A 16,531-nucleotide genomic window follows, 5' to 3' on the forward strand; every position below is an offset into this window, starting at 1 on the left:
GAACTGTAGCACAGAGTTGGCGCAACATGCGAGCAGGATATGGCGCCGGGCTAACGGCCAACCATGATCCCCAGCTCTTCGGCAGCTTGGACCATTTCCCCGTGCGGATCCACGAGCTTCAATTCCCGTATCGCCTGTTCAATGGCAACCGAACGGATCTTGGTTCCTCGCAGGCATGCCATCTGCCCATAGGCCTCCGCCTCGATCAACTCAAGCGCCTTGAGCCCGAAGCGGCTCCCCAGACAGCGATCAAAGGTCGATGGCGATCCGCCCCGCTGCAGATGGCCGAGAACGGTTACCCTGGTATCCATGTCCAGGCAGGTGGCAATCCGTGCCGCAACATAATCGCCTATCCCACCAAGGCGTTCCACCGGCTGACCGGCAGATGCCCCCGATTTCACAACCCGGTCGCCACCGCTGGGGAATGCACCCTCGGCCGCAACGAGGATACTGAAGCGGCTGCCGCGACGACGGCGCTGATCGATCGCCTGGCAGATCTTCTCCACCGTAAAGGGGATCTCCGGGATGAGGATGACATCGGCACCGCCGGATATTCCGGATTCAAGGGCAATCCAGCCGGCATACCGTCCCATCACCTCCATCACCATGACCCGGTGGTGGCTTTCCGCAGTGGAATGGAGCTTGTCCAGCGCATCAGTCGCGGTTTCCAGCGCCGTATTGTAGCCAAAGGTAACATCGGTCTCCATCAGATCGTTGTCGATGGTCTTCGGCACCCCGACCACAGGAATGCCTTTCTGCATCAATTGCAACGCAATCGCCAGCGAACCTTCACCGCCGACCACGACAATGGCGTCGATTCCCTTTTTCCTGATGGTCCGGACAACCTCGTCCGTGACATCAACGATTTCCTTCTTTCCGTCTTTTTCAATTACACGGGAGAATGGGGTGCCCTTATTCGTCGTCCCCAGGATCGTCCCCCCACGCGGCAGGATGCCCCGCACGTCGTCCAGCCCAAGCGGCCTGATTTTCGTTTCATCGAGCAGGCCGTCAAAGCCGTCTTCGATCCCGATCACCTGCCAGTTCCTGTGCAACAGGGCACCTTTCACCACACCGCGGATAACGGCGTTCAGACCAGGGCAATCCCCGCCACCCGTCAGGATTCCAATGGTTTTCGCCATACGATTCATGCCTCCTGGCATCTACTCTGTTGTTGCAACGGTCTCAACAGCTGCATCATAGTCCGCAAAGGCCAGGGCAGCAGCTCCCAGCACTCCGGCATCATCACCCAGTTCACTTCTGACAACCGCCACCCGTGCCACCGCCGGCCTGAAGCCCCGCATGTGGATCTCCCGGCGCATTGCCTCACCCCACAGCGGAAAGCTCGCAGCCACCCCCCCACCGACAACGATCGCCTCGATATTGAGCAGGTTTATCACCGCTGCAGAGGCAATACCGAGATAGCGACCGGCTCGGGCAAAAAGCGCCATGGCCCCGGGATCTCCGGAACGGGCCGCATCGGCGAGAGACTCAGCGCTCTCCGCCACTCTGCGGGGCAGTGCCGTTTCACGGGCCGCTGCCACCAGGGCAGTGGCAGAGGCATACTGTTCCAGACACCCCCGGTTCCCGCAGGGGCACGGCCTTCCGTCGGGCTCCACGGTCATATGACCGAATTCTCCGGCAAAACCGTCGCTTCCGGTCCAGAGGCGGCCATCGAGGATCAGACCGCCACCCACACCGGTCCCGAGCGTTACCATGAGAAATGAACGATACGGCCTCCCTGCCCCGAACCGTTGCTCGCCACAGGCGGCAACATTGGCATCGTTGCCGACAACCGCCGGAAGAGAGGCCGACTGCGTCAGTTCCCGCGCCAGGTTTACCCCCTCGCAATGAGGCAGGTTCACCGACGACAGGATCTCCCCGCTCCGGGTGACCAGCCCCGGCACACCGGCGCCTGCGGCCACCAGACGACACCCCAGCTGCGGCGCCTGCTGTTGCAGTTCCCGGATACCTGCAGTCAACTGATGGAGAAAGCCGGCACGAGTCGTCTCCGTCGACAGTCGGAGCCGGGAGCAGACGTCGCCATCCGCCGTTACCAAGGCAAAGCGAAGATTGGTACCGCCGATATCGATCCCGACAACAGCCGCTCGCCCGCTCATACCGCACCGCCCAACGAGATCTCGTCGAACAGGGGGCGCAGCCGGTCGTAGGTAACCAGGAGCGCCTCGGGAACGACCCTCACCTCTGCCACTACGGACATATAGTTGGTATCGCCATTCCAACGGGGGACCACATGCATGTGGAGATGTTCATCAACCCCGGCGCCCCCTGCCCTGCCCAGGTTCATGCCCAGATTGTACCCCTGGGGTGTGGATGCCGCAGCCAGGACAGCTCGGCAGAGGCGAACCGTCTTCATGAAATCGAGCATTTCCGGGTCGGTCAGATGGTCGAGTTCGGCGGTGTGCCGAAAGGGGACTGCCAGCAGATGACCGTTGGTATAGGGATAGAGATTGAGCATGACGAACGTGTGCTGCGACCGGTGGACGATGAGCCGCTCACGGTCGGCTTCCGCATCGTCCCCCACGCAGAAGATACACCCCTCAACCTTGTCCGCCGTGATATATCCCATGCGCCAGGGCGCCCGCAGTAGTTCCATACGGAGTTCTTCACCTTTTTCAAAAAAGTTGTGACACCACCTACCGAAAGCAGGTTGTTCGGGTATGATTGAAAATAAATACTAACGAATAACTCCCGTTTGACAACCCTTGGCCGTAACAACCACGCAAAATCTGCGGCATTATTTTATTTTACCCAGAATAAAGTCTTGACTTCGCATCGTAACTGGCAATAATGTAGAACAACTTTTGATTGGAGCACACCTTACGAGTAAAATCCCCTCCATGGCAGCCCAGTCAATTTTTACCCTCAGTAAAATTCCGCAAGGAGGTAGCGTAATGAGCAAGAAACAGGAAGCCCTGGATTATCACTCCAGTGGTCGCAAAGGGAAGATCGAGGTCATTTCATCCAAACCGTGCCTCACCTCCCGCGATCTTTCGCTGGCATACTCACCAGGGGTTGCCGAACCCTGTTTGGAGATCGAGAAAAACCCTGAAGATGCTTACAAATACACCGCAAAAGGGAATCTCGTCGCAGTCCTCTCCAACGGCACGGCCGTCCTGGGATTGGGCGACATCGGGGCGCTGGCCGGAAAGCCGGTCATGGAAGGGAAAGGCGTCCTCTTCAAGCGTTTTGCCGATATCGACGTCTTCGATATCGAGGTCGATACCAAGAACGCGGATGAGATCATCAGGGTATGCGAGTTGCTGGAACCGACCTTCGGCGGCATCAACCTGGAAGACATCAAGGCCCCCGAGTGCTTCTACATCGAGGAGAGACTCAAGGAGACCATGAACATCCCGGTCTTCCACGACGACCAGCACGGTACCGCCATCATCTCCGGAGCGGCGCTCACCAATGCCCTGGAGCTGGTGGGGAAAAAGTTCGAGGATATCCGCATCGTCGTCAACGGCGCCGGCGCCTCGGGCATCGCTTGCGCCCAGATGGCCATAACACTCGGTGCGAAAAAGGAAAATCTCATCCTCTGCGACACCAAGGGGGTCATCTTCAAGGGCCGGACAGCCGGGATGAACGAGTACAAGGAACGGTTCGCCATCGAGACCAATGCACGCACCCTTGAAGATGCCATGAAGGGGGCCGACGTGGTCTACGGCCTTTCCAGCAAGGGCGCCTTTACCCCGGAAATGATCCAGAGCATGGCCCCTAATCCGGTCATCTTCGCCATGGCCAACCCCGACCCGGAGATCACCCCGGAAGAGGTCGCCGCAGTACGGGCCGATGCCATCATGGCCACCGGCCGATCCGACTATCCGAACCAGGTGAACAACGTCCTCGGATTTCCGTTCATCTTCCGTGGCGCCCTCGATGTCCGGGCAACCACCATCAACGAGCAGATGAAAAAAGCCTGCGTCCTGGCCCTGGCCGAACTGGCCAAGGAAGACTGCCCCGATTCGGTCTGCCGGGCCTACGGCAACAAGAAATTCGAATTCGGCCGCGAGTACATCATCCCCAAACCCTTCGACCCGAGGGCACTCCTGCGGGTTGCCCCGGCCGTTGCCAGGGCGGCCATGGAGTCGGGGGTTGCCCGCCTGCCCATTGCAGACATGGAAAAGTACCTGGAGCACCTGGAAACCCTGCAGGGAAAGGCCAAGGAAACCCTGCGGATGATCATCAACAAGGCCAAGACCGATCCGAAACGGGTGGTTCTCCCCGAAGGGGAGCACGAAAAGATCCTCCGTGCCGCCCAGGTGATGATCGAGGAGGGGATCGCCTATCCCATCCTGCTGGGGAACCGCGTCGAGATCCAGAAGTCTATCGATCGGCTCAATCTCGACCTGAACGGCGTCACCATCATCGACCCGGACGACACACCCGACACGGAGCGGTACGCCCAGGCGCTCTTCGAGCAGCGGCAGCGGAAAGGGATCACCTTGACCGAAGCGAGACGGATGATCAGACGGCGCGGCCGCACCTATTTCGGCTGCGAGATGGTGCGGTGCGGCGATGCCGATGCCCTCCTCTCCGGGATCGATGCCCACTATCCGGACATCATCCGCCCGGCCCTGGAGGTGATCGGCAAGAAAGAAGGGCTTTCCAGCGTCCATGGCCTTTATGTGATGGTCTTCAAAAAAGGGACCTTCTTCCTGGCCGACACCACCGTCTGCATCGAGCCGACACCGGAAGAGCTGGCCGAAACCGCGATCCTGGCAGCCGACAAGGCCAGGCTCCTGGATATCGAGCCCAAGATTGCCATGCTCTCGTTCTCCAACTTCGGATCGGTACAGCATCCCCAGACCATCAAAGTGAAAAAGGCTGCCGAGATCGTCAAACAGCGCGCCCCCGAGCTGACCGTGGATGGCGAGATGCAGGCCGACACCGCGGTGATGCCCGAAATCCTCACGGAAAACTACCCCTTTGCCAGCCTGAAGGGTGCGGCCAACATCCTCATCTTCCCGGACCTTAACTCCGGCAACATCTGCTACAAGCTCCTCACCCGCCTGGGGGGCGCAGATGCCATCGGTCCGATCCTGATGGGGATGAACAAGCCGGTCCATGTCCTGCAGCGCGGTGACGACGTGATGGACATCGTCAACATGGCAGCCATTGCCGTGGTGGACGCGCAGAACAACTAGCCGTATCCGCCCGAACCGGCTGGAGAGTCAAACCTACATCCAGCAGTTGACGCCCTGACAGGGCTGCCGCACGGCAGCCCTGTTTTCTTGTTATCTTGGCTCGCCTTGTGCTACGATCAATTCTAATGAAACCATCTCGACAGAGGGAGCATCGCGGAAAACCCCATGGAATATGAACTCGACACCTTCCAGCCCACTTCAGGCACCCCTGCGACCCCCGTCATCTTCCCCAGGATGCTGGTCATTTCACTGGTTGTCCATACCCTTTTCGCCCTCTGCATCACCTCAGGCAATGGCGGACAGCGGGGCATGCCCACCATCAACTTCATCGATCTCACCATGAGCGAGTCCCCCTCCCCTGCCGCACAAAAGGCCACTTCACAGACCCCCCCGGCTCCACCGGCCCCCATGGCCGAAACTACGGAAACTCCCCTGGAGCCGGAGCCGCAACCCGCTCCTCCCCCCAGCGAGGCGGAACAGCTCACGGAAACACTGAAAAATGCTGTCAGTTCCGCGGCCCAGCAACCAGAAGCCCTGCAGAAGGCCTCTTTTGGCCTCGGCCTGATGAACGGCCACTTCAGTACCCTGGCAGACGGTCGCAGCCTGCGTGACGACATGCGCGAGTACTATCTCGACATGCTCAGGACGATCAACGAAAAATGGTGGGTGGACGGCGGCCATTTCGAAGGCGCCAGGGGTGCGATCATCAACATCGTAGTGGCCCGAAACGGCGAGATCGTCAATGCCAGGGTCATCCAGAGCTCCGGCAACCCCCAGTACGACCGGACAGTGCTCAAATCGCTCCAGGCGGCCAGCCCTGTCCCGCCGCTTCCCGAGCACTTTGCCGGCGGCTATTTCACGGCACCCATCCGTTTCAACGCGCCGCTCAACCTCCTCTCCGCTCCGGCAGGATAGGTCTGCCCCTTCACCTTGCTGCCGGGTGTGGTACAATGGGAATCATCCCGGCACGAGGATTCCCATGAGCAATCCGCAGCGCGACGCCATCCTGAACGCCATCGAGACCGTCACCGGCAGTTACCTGCAGGGAAAGGTCCGGGCCGTGAAGCTCTCCTTCATCGCCCTCCTTTCCGGCGGCCATATTCTCCTCGAAGATATCCCCGGCCTGGGCAAGACCACCCTGGCCCTGACCCTGGCGGGGATTCTGGGCCTCACCTTCGGCAGGATCCAGTGCACCAGCGATCTGCTGCCATCCGACATTACCGGCCTCTCCATCTTCAACCGCGACGAAAACCGCTTCACCTTCATCCGCGGCCCGATCTTCAACAACATCCTTTTGGCGGACGAGATCAACCGCGCCATGCCCAAGACCCAGAGCGCCATGCTGGAGGCGATGGAGGAACGGCGCGTCACCGTGGAAGGGGTCACCTACCAGCTTCCCGTGCCATTCCTGGTGATCGCCACCCAGAACCCGACCGAACAGGTCGGCACCTATCCCCTGCCCGAATCGCAGATGGACCGCTTCCTGATCAGGACAGGCCTCGGCTACCCGCCTGAGGAGGTCGAACAGGCGATCATCAGACATGGCAGCATCCGTGACGAGATCCGTGAGATCCCGCCGCTCCTCTCCGCCGAGGCGATCCTTTCGACCCAGCGCGCCATTCGCGACCAGGTCTACCTGTCGGACAAGATCACCGGCTATATCATGAAACTGATCATCGCCACCCGCGAACATCCGCTGGTCGCGGCCGGCATCTCCACCCGCGGCGGCATCAACATCACCCAGGCTGCCCGGGCTCACGCCTTCCTCGACGGCCGTGACTACGTGGCGCCCGAGGATGTCCTGGCCGTAGCCATCCCGGTCGGGGCGCATCGACTCGTCTGCCGCAACGAAAACGAACACTTGGACAAGGAGGAGATCTTACGCTCCGTCCTCAGAAACGTGCCCGTCCCGCTGGCCTGAGCATCACGAGGACCGGCGCTCTGTACGTCGCCACCACCCTCCTGCTCGGTTTTGCCGCGGTCAATACCGGCAACAACCTCCTCTACCTGCTGGTCTCCATCCTGCTCGGTTTCATGGCCACATCAGGCCTCCTGGGATGGCTCAACATCCGTTGGCTCGACTGCAGCGTCCATTTCCCGGACGAACTCTACAGCGGCCGGCCGACCCAGGTCACCATCCGTATCACCAACCTGAAACCCCGGCTCCCCTCCTACCTGCTCCGGATCCAGATCCTCGGGGCATCGTGCAGTCTCACCGTCGTCAATGGAAGCGCCACACAGGCCACCTCTTTCCTGCACACCTTTTCCGGCCGGGGGAGGCATGCTGCCGGCGCAGCCAGAATCTGCTCGCCATTCCCGGTGAATTTCTTCGTCCGCTGCGTGGAAATCGACTGCGACGGCGAGGCAGTGGCGTTCCCGGCCCCATTGGCCTCAGCGCATGCCCCCTTCAGCGTCAGGGACGACAGCACCGGCGAGATCCAGAGGACCGAACGGGGCATAGACGGCGACATGGTCACCATCGCGGACTATACCGGCACCGAGCCGCTCAAGCTGATCCACTGGCGTCTTTCGGCCCGCCACGAAGGGTTCAAGGTCAAGGAGTTGGGAACCGCTCGCAACGAACCGGTCATCATCGACCTGACCGTAGCCGCGGCGCTCCCCCTGGAGGAACGGCTCTCCCTTGCCGCCCATCAGATCAACCGCTTCTGTCAGGAAAACCGGGCGGTGGGGCTCAAACTGGCTGCGGGAAGAACAATCCCGGCCGCAAGCGGACGGAATCACCGTCTGCGACTGCTCACGGAACTGGCGCTCTATGATGCGACTCAACCGGCTGCTTGAAATCCTGGTCCTCCTGATCGCCCTCATCGGGGTGCTCCCGCTCTATCCGCATCTGGAGCCACTCCCCAGGGTCATCCTGCCGTCTGCAGCCATTGCGGGCCTGATCCTGCAGCGCAAAGGGATTCGCCCCCCGGCAACCCTCTTCACCGCGGTTTCGCTGCTGCTCTTTTTCTTCTATGCCCTCCGTTTCGGCCGCGACAACGTCGTGGTTCCGGCGGCCAACCTGCTCGCGATCTTTCTCGCTGTGCGCCTGGCAGGCGAACGGAGCAACCGCGCCTACCTGCAGACCTGCGCCCTGGCGCTCTTCTGCCTGGCAGCCTCCACCCTGTTCAGCCTGAGCCCCCTGTTTCTCGTCGCACTGGTGCTGCTCCTGGTCCTAATCGTCTCGGCCTTGGTCTTGTTGACCTTCCACGAAACCGACCCTCTGCTAGCGCTCAGCCGCCCCGAGCTGGCAACCCTGGGGAAGGTGATCGCCTGCAGCGGGGGCGCCAGCCTTCTGCTCATGCTCTTTTTCTTCGCCATCCTCCCCAGGACCCAGATCCCGCTCTGGGACACCATGCCAGGCCAGGGACGGAAAGCGTCGGGACTGAGCGACCGGGTGCAGCCCGGCAGCACACCGACCATCGATGCGGGTCGGGGCATCGTCTTTCGCGCCGCAATGACGCCGCTGGGCAGCCAGCAGCTGTACTGGCGCGCCGTCGTCTTCAACCGCTATTCGGCAGGTGCATGGGTACGGCAGCCCCCGCCCCCCGGTGAGGAGTCGATCCGGCCCAGGGGTGCCCTGATACGGCAGGCCATCTTTCCCGAGGCGGGCAAACTCCCCTACCTCCCCGGCATCAATGTGACCGCCAGGATCTCGGGGGTCAGATCGACCACCGCGGGCGACCTGGTGACCACCTCCCCTGCTGTGACCCGGCGGAGGACCACGTACGAGGCATTCTCGGCTCCCGGCGATACCCTGGCGCTGCGGCGCCCCATCGATCGTCACTTCTATCTCCGCCTGCCCAAAGACCTGCCGCCACGCCTTGCCGCCGCAGCTGCGAAAATAGGCAGCACAGGGAAGACCGACCGGGAGCGTCTCTCTCTTGCACAGGAGCTCTTCCGCTCCCTCGATCTCAGGTATGCCACCACGAACCTCCCCACCGGCAGCAACTCCCTCGACCTGTTTCTCTTTGACCGCAAACAGGGCTACTGCGAATTCTTCGCCTCGTCCCTTGCCCTGATCATGCGGGGTGCCGGAGTGCCGTCAAGGGTCGTGGGAGGCTACTACGGCGGCAACTACAACGAACTGGGGGGATACTACGTCATCACCGACGAGCTGGCCCACGCCTGGACCGAGATCTACCTGGAGGGAAAGGGGTGGGTAACCGTGGACCCGAGCACCTGGGCATCCGGCTTTGCCGAGCTCGGCAACGAGCGGACCCGGAGCCTGTCGAGACGCCTTGCCACCATGGCCGACACGCTCAATTACTATTGGGAACTGGCCGTCATCACCTATGATCTCGAACGGCAGCTGCAACTGGTTAACAGGGCCGGGGAGCAGATACACCGGTTGACGATGCCCAGAAACCTGCGCCGAAACGGACTCGTGGCGGTGCTCGCAGTGGCAGCCGTCTCTATCGTCCTGCTCCTGGCCCGACGACACCGTCTCTCCCCTGAAGAACGGCTGCTCAGGCAATTTATCGCACTGGTCGAACCGGGCGGGGAGATGCCGCCGGAGACCGGTATCCTCGACCTGGCAACACGTATGGAAGATCCGCGCGCCGTCCGCTTCGCCAAGCTGTACAGCAGCGCAGTCTACCACGACCGGCCACTCGGCAGGGGAGAGCGCCGTGAACTCACCGCTCTCCTGAAGGCATTGCGCACCGATCGCCTCCGGAGCTGAAGGAAGCGCTTCCCCCGTTTCGCCTTGACATGCCCCACCTCTTCCATTATTTTCAGTCCGTTACCCTATCAGTCCAACTCCTCGTGAAGGTATCCGTTGAGCTCCAAAAAAGACAAATTCCTGGAGAGCGCGCAGAAGTTTATCATCAAGGGCCAGATCGACAAGGCCGTGAAGGACTTGGAACAGGCCATCGCGCTCGATCCCGGCGACATCAAGGTCAGGCAGCGGCTGGCTGAGCTCCTGGTGCGGGTCAACCGCCAGGAAGAGGCCATTGCCGAATACGAAACCATCGGCAAATACTTTGCCGACAGCTCCTTCTTCCTCAAGGCGATCGCCTTTTACAAGCAGATTCAACGCCTCGCTCCGGACAACACCAGGATCACCCTCACCCTGGCCGATCTCAACGTCAAGCAGGGGCTGACCGGCAATGCCCTGGCCGAGTTCAACCAGCTTCTCAACGGCTACCTCAAGGACGGGAGACATGGGGAGGCGTTGAAGGTCCTGGAGCGGATGCGGGAGGTCGATCCCGCCAACCTCAACACCCTGCTGAAGACCGCGGAAACCTTCCATGCGGCCAACCAGCCGGAAGAAGCCTATCAATACTACCTGCAGCTGGCCCAGCAGCTGATGGGCAAGGCAGATAAGACCCCCCTGACCCAGCTCTGCGACCGCATCTCCGCCCTCTATCCGAACAAGGGCTCGATCATCCTCAATCTGGTCTCCGCCCAGATCCAGCGCGGCGAAACCACGCCGGCACTGGCCACGCTCAGGGAAATCATCGCCCACGACTCAACCAATCTGGCGGCATGGTACCTCTTGAGCGACGCACTCCGCACATCCGGCGATTCGGGGCAGCTCCGGGATATCCTCACTCTGCTCTGCCAGCGCTTTCCCGACGAATGCCGTCCACGAGAAGAACTCATCGAACTTGCCATCGCCACCGGAGATCTGGAACAGGCGCTGGAAATCCTCGCTGCATTCCGATCCTTCCTGTTGGCAAACGGTCGCGGCGAAGCACTGGAGCGGTTCTATACCGGGCTGCATGACCAGGCGCCCCACGATACCAGGCCTTTGGAGGGGCTGGCCTGGCTCCATGCCGAGACAGGCGACAGCGACAAGCTTGCGGCAGTTAACGCCCATCTCGCCATTCTTGCCCCGCAGGAAACGGCAGAGGAACCGGCAGCCGGGTCGCCCGATCTGTCCGGACCGGATGATGAGGCACTCTCACCGTTTCTTACCGCGCCGGACGACGAGTTGGCCAACCTCTCTGCAGCGCCGGAACGGAAGATCCCCCTGTCTGCAACCGGAGAAGACGAACCGATCCCCGAATGGGAAGAAGAGATCGACCTCGGCATTGACGACGATATGCCCGCTTCCCTGCCGGAAACAGAGACAATGACCAGTGTCGAACCCTCCCCGGAAGCTGGCGAAGTGCCGGCCGGCGAGCCGTTCCCAATCCCTGACATCGACGAGGGGGCTATCCGGTTTGACGATGTATTGCCGGGGGCTGCAGACGAGACACTGGAGCCGGGCAACACCGAAGATGCCATGGAACCGCTCCGGGTTACCCTGACCATACTCGACCCGCTGCCGGTGGAGGCATTCCTCCTGCCGGAAGAAGAGCCGATCCAGCCTCCTTTCGTTCAGGAAGAACCGGAACAGTTCCAAGCCCCCGAGAATCCCGCATTCGACTGGGAAGCCACGACAACGGGCATCGATGCCTTGATCTCCTCTCTCAACCTTACAGAGGACGGGGTTGCTGCCGACGAGTCCTTCGAGCCGGTGCAGACATCGGGCAGCGCCGGCCCGGAAGAGGCAGGAGAATCCCTGTTCTCCCTGGACGAGATACCCGATTTCCGCGATTTCCTCCAGGAAAGTCCACCAACTGCGCAGGGACAGGAGAGCCAGGCAAGCACGGGGAAATACGACCTGGACGACCTCTTTACCGCCTTCAAGAAAGGAGTCGGCGAGCAGCTGGATGCGACCGACACCGAATCGCACTACGATCTGGGGATAGCCTACCGTGAGATGGGTCTATTCGACGATGCCGTGGCCGAATTCCGTGCCGCTTCGGTCGATCCTGCCAGGGCTGCCGACTGCGCCTGCCTGGAAGGGATCTGCTGGCGGGACAAGGGAGACCTTGCCGCGGCTGAGGAGGCCTTCAGCAAGGGGCTTCAACTCGCGTCACTCTCGACCGAATCCCGGCTCAATCTCAAATACGAGCTGGCATTCCTCTACGAGTGCCTGGACCGCCCCGACGATGCCATCACCCTTTACCGGGAGATCGTCCTGACCAACCCCGGACTGCGCGACTCCCAGTTACGGCTCTATAAGCTGGGGGGCGACGAGATCCAAGACCTGCTCGACGATGAACTGATCGAGCTGGAAGACGATAAGGAATCCTGACCCTGGCAATCCCCTCGCTGCTGCACATTTTTTTGTACAGTATAACACTCCCGCACATCTGACCCGATCCCCGTAGACCTGCATCCAGCAACGGTTTATCCTGCCATCCCCCATATTTTCCGTATGGCTTTTTCATACAAGACGTTCCGCTCCCCATCGGTTCCAACCTGTCCCCCCCATGGGCCGAAAAATCATTTTGCACATGATTCCAGCACATTATATACATTTTATAATTATTTGTTAATCTTGGTATGCCTGCTGCAATAACCTATTACAAAAGCAAACGCCAGCAGGACAAACATAAAGGAGGATGTCATGAAATCCCTGATCAGCGCAACCATCGCAGCACTCGCACCGACCGCAACCGCTTTCGCAGCTTCCGGCGCACGGGAAGACAACAGCGGCATCTATTCAACCATCTTCCTCGGCCTCTGCGCCCTGATCGTCATAGGACAGCTCGTACCGGCCGCCATGGTCATGCTGGGATTCGCCAAGGGCCTGAGGAAGGAAGCCAAAACGGAAGCATAGAGGAGGTGACATGACAACAGAAAGAGGCAGCACCTGAAAGGGCCGCACGAGTAGCGGCCCTCTTCTTTTCCCCTCCCCGGCACCGGAATCCGGTGCGTTTCCGCCCCTTCCCATTTCCCCCATTTCCTGCTAAACTTTGTTGTTCTTCGCAACTGCGATATCTTTCACCATGGAGACGCACCATGAAATACATCAGCACCAGAGGGGGCATTGCACCGGTCGGATTCCGCGAGGCAGTGATGATGGGGCTTGCGACCGACGGCGGCCTCCTGCTGCCGGAGGCGATCCCGGTCATCGACCAGGCCACCCTCGCCTCCTGGAAGGAGCTCAGCTACCAGGAGCTGGCATTCCAAGTACTGTCGCTCTTTGCCGACGATATCCCAGCCGATGATCTACGGCGGCTGATCGACCGTTCCTATGCGACCTTCACCCACCCGGAGATCACGCCGGTGGTCCACCAGGACGGGCTGTACATCCTTGAGCTGTTCCACGGTCCGACCCTGGCGTTCAAGGACGTGGCACTGCAACTGCTCGGCAACCTTTTCGAATACCTCCTGCACGAGAGCGGACAGAAGCTGAACATCGTCGGCGCCACCTCGGGCGACACGGGAAGCGCTGCCATCCACGGCGTCCGGGGCAAGGAGAACATCAATATCTTCATCCTCCACCCCCAGGGGAAAACATCGCCAATCCAGGCGCTGCAGATGACCACGGTTACCGATCCCAACGTGCACAACATAGCGGCGCGCGGCACCTTCGACGACTGCCAGAACATCGTCAAGGCGCTCTTCAACGACCTCGCCTTCAAGGAGGAGTACTCCCTGGGGGCGGTTAATTCCATCAACTGGGCGCGGGTCCTGGCCCAGGTGGTCTATTACTTCTACGCCTGGTGTCGGGTCTCCGGACAGGAGACCGAGCAGGTGGTCTTCGCGGTCCCTACCGGCAACTTCGGCGACATCTTTGCCGGCTACGTGGCAAAACGGATGGGGCTCCCCATCGACAAGCTGCTCCTGGCCACCAACGAAAACAACATCCTGAGCCGGTTCATCTCTTCGGGAGACTACTCCGTCGGGACCGTGGTCTCCACCGTTTCCCCCTCCATGGACATCCAGGTCGCCTCCAATTTCGAGCGCTACCTCTTCTACCTGTTCGGAGAGGACCCGGCCCGGGTGCGCCAGGCCTTTGCCGATTTCGCCGCATCCGGCAGGATGGAATTCACCGAAGCGGAGATGGCGCAGGTCAGGGAGGAGTTTCTCACCCGCTCCGTGAACCAGGCAGAGACCCTGGCAACCATCGAGGCGTTTCACAAGGGGACCGGCTACCTCCTCGACCCGCATACCGCAGTCGGGATAAAGGCGGCCCAGGATGCCGTCGCCTCTGACCGGATCGCTGTCTGTCTTGCCACGGCCCATCCGGCAAAGTTTGGCGAAGCGGTCGAGAAGGCCACCGGAGCGGCGCCCCCTCTGCCGACCTCGCTGCAGGGGATCGACAGACTCCCCAGCCGCTGCGAGGTCATGGATGCCGACCTGGAGCAGGTGCGGCGCTTCATCATCGAAAAATGCCGCGTACAGCACTGACCGATGGGAGATAAACGCCTCTTCACCGGCCTTACGTCCTGGTACGCCTCCCCATGAGCCTGGACTGGCGCGATATCGACACCGTGCTCCTGGACATGGACGGCACGCTCCTGGACCGGCACTTCGACGACCATTTCTGGCTGGAGCATGTCCCCAAAACCTGGGGCGCAAAACACCGCGTCCCGCTCGACCAGGCAAAAAAGCGGCTCTACGCAATGTTCCGCTCCCAGGAGCGGACCCTCAACTGGACCGACCTGGATTACTGGTCAGAGCAGCTCGGCCTGGATATCCCGCTCCTCAAGCAGGAGGTCGACCACCTGATCGCCGTACATCCGGGCGTGGTGGAATTCCTGCTCTTTTTGAGCCAGCACGGCAAAGAGAGCTGGCTCGTCACCAATGCCCATGGCAAGACTCTCGACCTGAAGCTGCGTAAAACCAGGCTCGGTCCGTATTTCACCGGCATCGTCTCGGCCCATGACCTGGGGCACCCCAAGGAAGAGGTGGCCTTCTGGGGGAAACTCCGCGACAAGGTCCCCTTTGAGCCGGACCGCACCCTGCTCGGCGAAGACAGCGAAACCAACCTCGGTACCGCGCAACAGTACGGCATCCGCCACCTCTTCTTTGTCAGCCGCTCCAGTTCGGCCCTGGCGCCGCAGCGCTCCGACACCTTTTCCTCGATCCATTACTTCACCGAGCTGATCCCCCAGCAGGGAAGCACCATTGTCCCGTTGAAATAACAAAAGGCCCTCGCATGAGGGCCTTTTGTTCGTCTGTTATCTCGCTACTCTCGCAACCGCTAGGCCAGGTTATCCTCGATCCTGATCAGGTTGCTCTTTTCGCGGATGATGTCGGAAAAGCCGTCTATGGCGGCCAGGGCGTCGCGTACATCCTGCTCCCGCGCCTCGTGGGTCATGATGACGATGGGGACCGATTCCTGGACGCTGCGGGTGGTCTGGATCATCGACTCGATGCTGATGCCGTACCGCCCCAGCTCTCCCGAGATACGGGCCAGGACGCCCGGCTGGTCCGCTGCGCTGAAGCGGAGATAGTACTTGCCGACAACCTCGCCGATCGGCTTTATCGGCAGGCTCTTCACCTCGGCATCCAAGAAGCCGAGGGGGGCGGCCCTGCGACCGGCACCAGCCAGGATGCTCCGCGACAGCTCGATCGCGTCCCCCACCACGGCGCTGGCGGTCGGCTCCATGCCGGCACCGCGACCGTAGAACATTACCTGGCCGACAAAATCACCGGTCAGCCTGATGGCGTTGAAGACCCCGTCCACGTCTGCCAGCGGATGATTCACCGGGATCATGGTCGGGTGAACCCGCACCTCCACCTGGCCGTTGTCGCACTTGCCGATGGCAAGCAGCTTGATCTTGTAGCCGAAATCGCGGGCAAAGTTGATGTCCAGCGAGGAGAGCGAACTGATCCCTTCGGTGTAGATATCTGCGAAATTCACCCTGGTGCCGAAGCAGAGCGACACCAGCAAGCTGATCTTGTGGGCGGTATCGATCCCCTCGATGTCGAAGGTCGGATCGGCCTCGGCATAGCCCAGCTCCTGGGCAGTGCGCAGGACGGTACCGAATTCGGCCCCCTCCTGGGTCATCCTGGTCAGGATATAGTTGCAGGTGCCGTTCAGGATACCCAGGACCGTGGCAAACCGATTTGCCGCCAGGTTCCCCTTGATGGCCGACAGCACCGGTATCCCGCCGCCGACGGCAGCCTCGAAGAGCACTTCCACGCCACGGCGCGCCGCTGCAGCGTAGATCTCCTCGCCGTGCAGGGCAAGGAGGGCCTTGTTGGCCGTCACCACGTGCTTGCCATGCTCGATGGCCCGGAGCACGAAGCTCTTTGCCGGTTCGTAGCCGCCGATCAGCTCGATGACGATGGCAATCTCCGGGTCGGTAAGGATCTCGTCGACGCTAGTGGTGAGCACCCCTGCCGGCAGTGTAATCCCGCGGTCGGTGGTGATGTCCAGGTCTGCAATCTTTTTCAGGCAGAGACGCGCACCGGTCTTCTCTTCAATGAGCCGGGCATTCTGCAGCAACAGCTTGGCAGTGCCGGCACCGACCGTGCCGAAACCGATCAGGCCGATCTTTATCTCATCCATGACTTCCTCTCACATGACGCCCGCCCGCACACCCGCGCCCGTTGCAGAAACGGGCAGG

At 61.0% G+C, this 16,531-nt stretch carries 13 protein-coding genes; 9 read left to right on the plus strand and 4 right to left on the minus strand.

Going from position 1 to position 16,531, the window contains the following annotated elements; genetic code table 11:
* Positions 1-50 precede the first annotated feature (50 nt).
* From GJT30_03905 to GJT30_03915, 3 genes are read right to left on the minus strand one after another with little or no spacing between them, the layout of a single operon-like run.
* The gene (locus GJT30_03905) at positions 51-1,139 is read right to left on the minus strand and encodes an ATP-dependent 6-phosphofructokinase (protein ID MSM38751.1); all 1,089 of its coding nucleotides are present in this window, start codon (positions 1,137-1,139) and stop codon (positions 51-53) included.
* Between the two features lie 21 nt (positions 1,140-1,160).
* Entirely contained in the window at positions 1,161-2,117 is a 957-nt protein-coding gene (locus GJT30_03910) for an ROK family protein (protein MSM38752.1), read from the minus strand.
* Complete coding sequence (locus tag GJT30_03915) at positions 2,114-2,614, minus strand: HIT domain-containing protein (protein ID MSM38753.1); 501 nt, start codon at positions 2,612-2,614, stop codon at positions 2,114-2,116. Before GJT30_03915 ends, GJT30_03910 begins: the two co-directional genes overlap by 4 nt.
* 298 nt (positions 2,615-2,912) lie before the next feature.
* Between GJT30_03915 and GJT30_03920 the strand changes: the two genes are divergently transcribed.
* From GJT30_03920 to GJT30_03960, 9 genes are all read left to right on the plus strand, one after another.
* Entirely contained in the window at positions 2,913-5,168 is a 2,256-nt protein-coding gene (locus tag GJT30_03920; protein MSM38754.1) for a phosphotransacetylase, read from the plus strand.
* A 165-nt stretch (positions 5,169-5,333) separates the two neighbouring features.
* Positions 5,334-6,083, plus strand: coding sequence for a TonB family protein (locus tag GJT30_03925; protein MSM38755.1), 750 nt, complete (start codon positions 5,334-5,336; stop codon positions 6,081-6,083).
* A gap of 64 nt (positions 6,084-6,147) precedes the next feature.
* The gene (locus GJT30_03930) at positions 6,148-7,089 is read left to right on the plus strand and encodes an AAA domain-containing protein (GenBank protein ID MSM38756.1); all 942 of its coding nucleotides are present in this window, start codon (positions 6,148-6,150) and stop codon (positions 7,087-7,089) included.
* A complete protein-coding gene (locus GJT30_03935; GenBank protein MSM38757.1) occupies positions 7,086-7,967 on the plus strand; it encodes a DUF58 domain-containing protein in 882 nt (293 codons plus the stop codon). The genes GJT30_03930 and GJT30_03935 overlap by 4 nt, the downstream gene beginning before the upstream one ends.
* Positions 7,942-9,852 (plus strand): DUF3488 domain-containing protein, encoded by a 1,911-nt coding sequence (locus GJT30_03940; protein ID MSM38758.1) that lies wholly within the window; start codon positions 7,942-7,944, stop codon positions 9,850-9,852. The genes GJT30_03935 and GJT30_03940 overlap by 26 nt, the downstream gene beginning before the upstream one ends.
* Before the next feature lie 96 nt (positions 9,853-9,948).
* On the plus strand, positions 9,949-12,258 hold the full coding sequence (locus GJT30_03945; protein MSM38759.1) for a tetratricopeptide repeat protein: 2,310 nt from the start codon (positions 9,949-9,951) through the stop codon (positions 12,256-12,258).
* A 315-nt stretch (positions 12,259-12,573) separates the two neighbouring features.
* Positions 12,574-12,786, plus strand: coding sequence for a hypothetical protein (locus GJT30_03950; protein ID MSM38760.1), 213 nt, complete (start codon positions 12,574-12,576; stop codon positions 12,784-12,786).
* 182 nt (positions 12,787-12,968) lie between these two features.
* On the plus strand, positions 12,969-14,363 hold the full coding sequence (locus GJT30_03955; protein MSM38761.1) for a threonine synthase: 1,395 nt from the start codon (positions 12,969-12,971) through the stop codon (positions 14,361-14,363).
* 53 nt (positions 14,364-14,416) lie between these two features.
* The gene (locus tag GJT30_03960; GenBank protein MSM38762.1) at positions 14,417-15,100 is read left to right on the plus strand and encodes a GMP/IMP nucleotidase; all 684 of its coding nucleotides are present in this window, start codon (positions 14,417-14,419) and stop codon (positions 15,098-15,100) included.
* Between the two features lie 59 nt (positions 15,101-15,159).
* Here the strand turns inward: GJT30_03960 and GJT30_03965 are convergent, their stop codons facing one another.
* Entirely contained in the window at positions 15,160-16,473 is a 1,314-nt protein-coding gene (locus GJT30_03965; protein MSM38763.1) for a homoserine dehydrogenase, read from the minus strand.
* Positions 16,474-16,531: the final 58 nt, after the last annotated feature.

This window comes from Geobacter sp. (genome assembly GCA_009684525.1).
Taxonomy (GTDB): Bacteria; Desulfobacterota; Desulfuromonadia; order Geobacterales; family DSM-12255; genus Geoanaerobacter.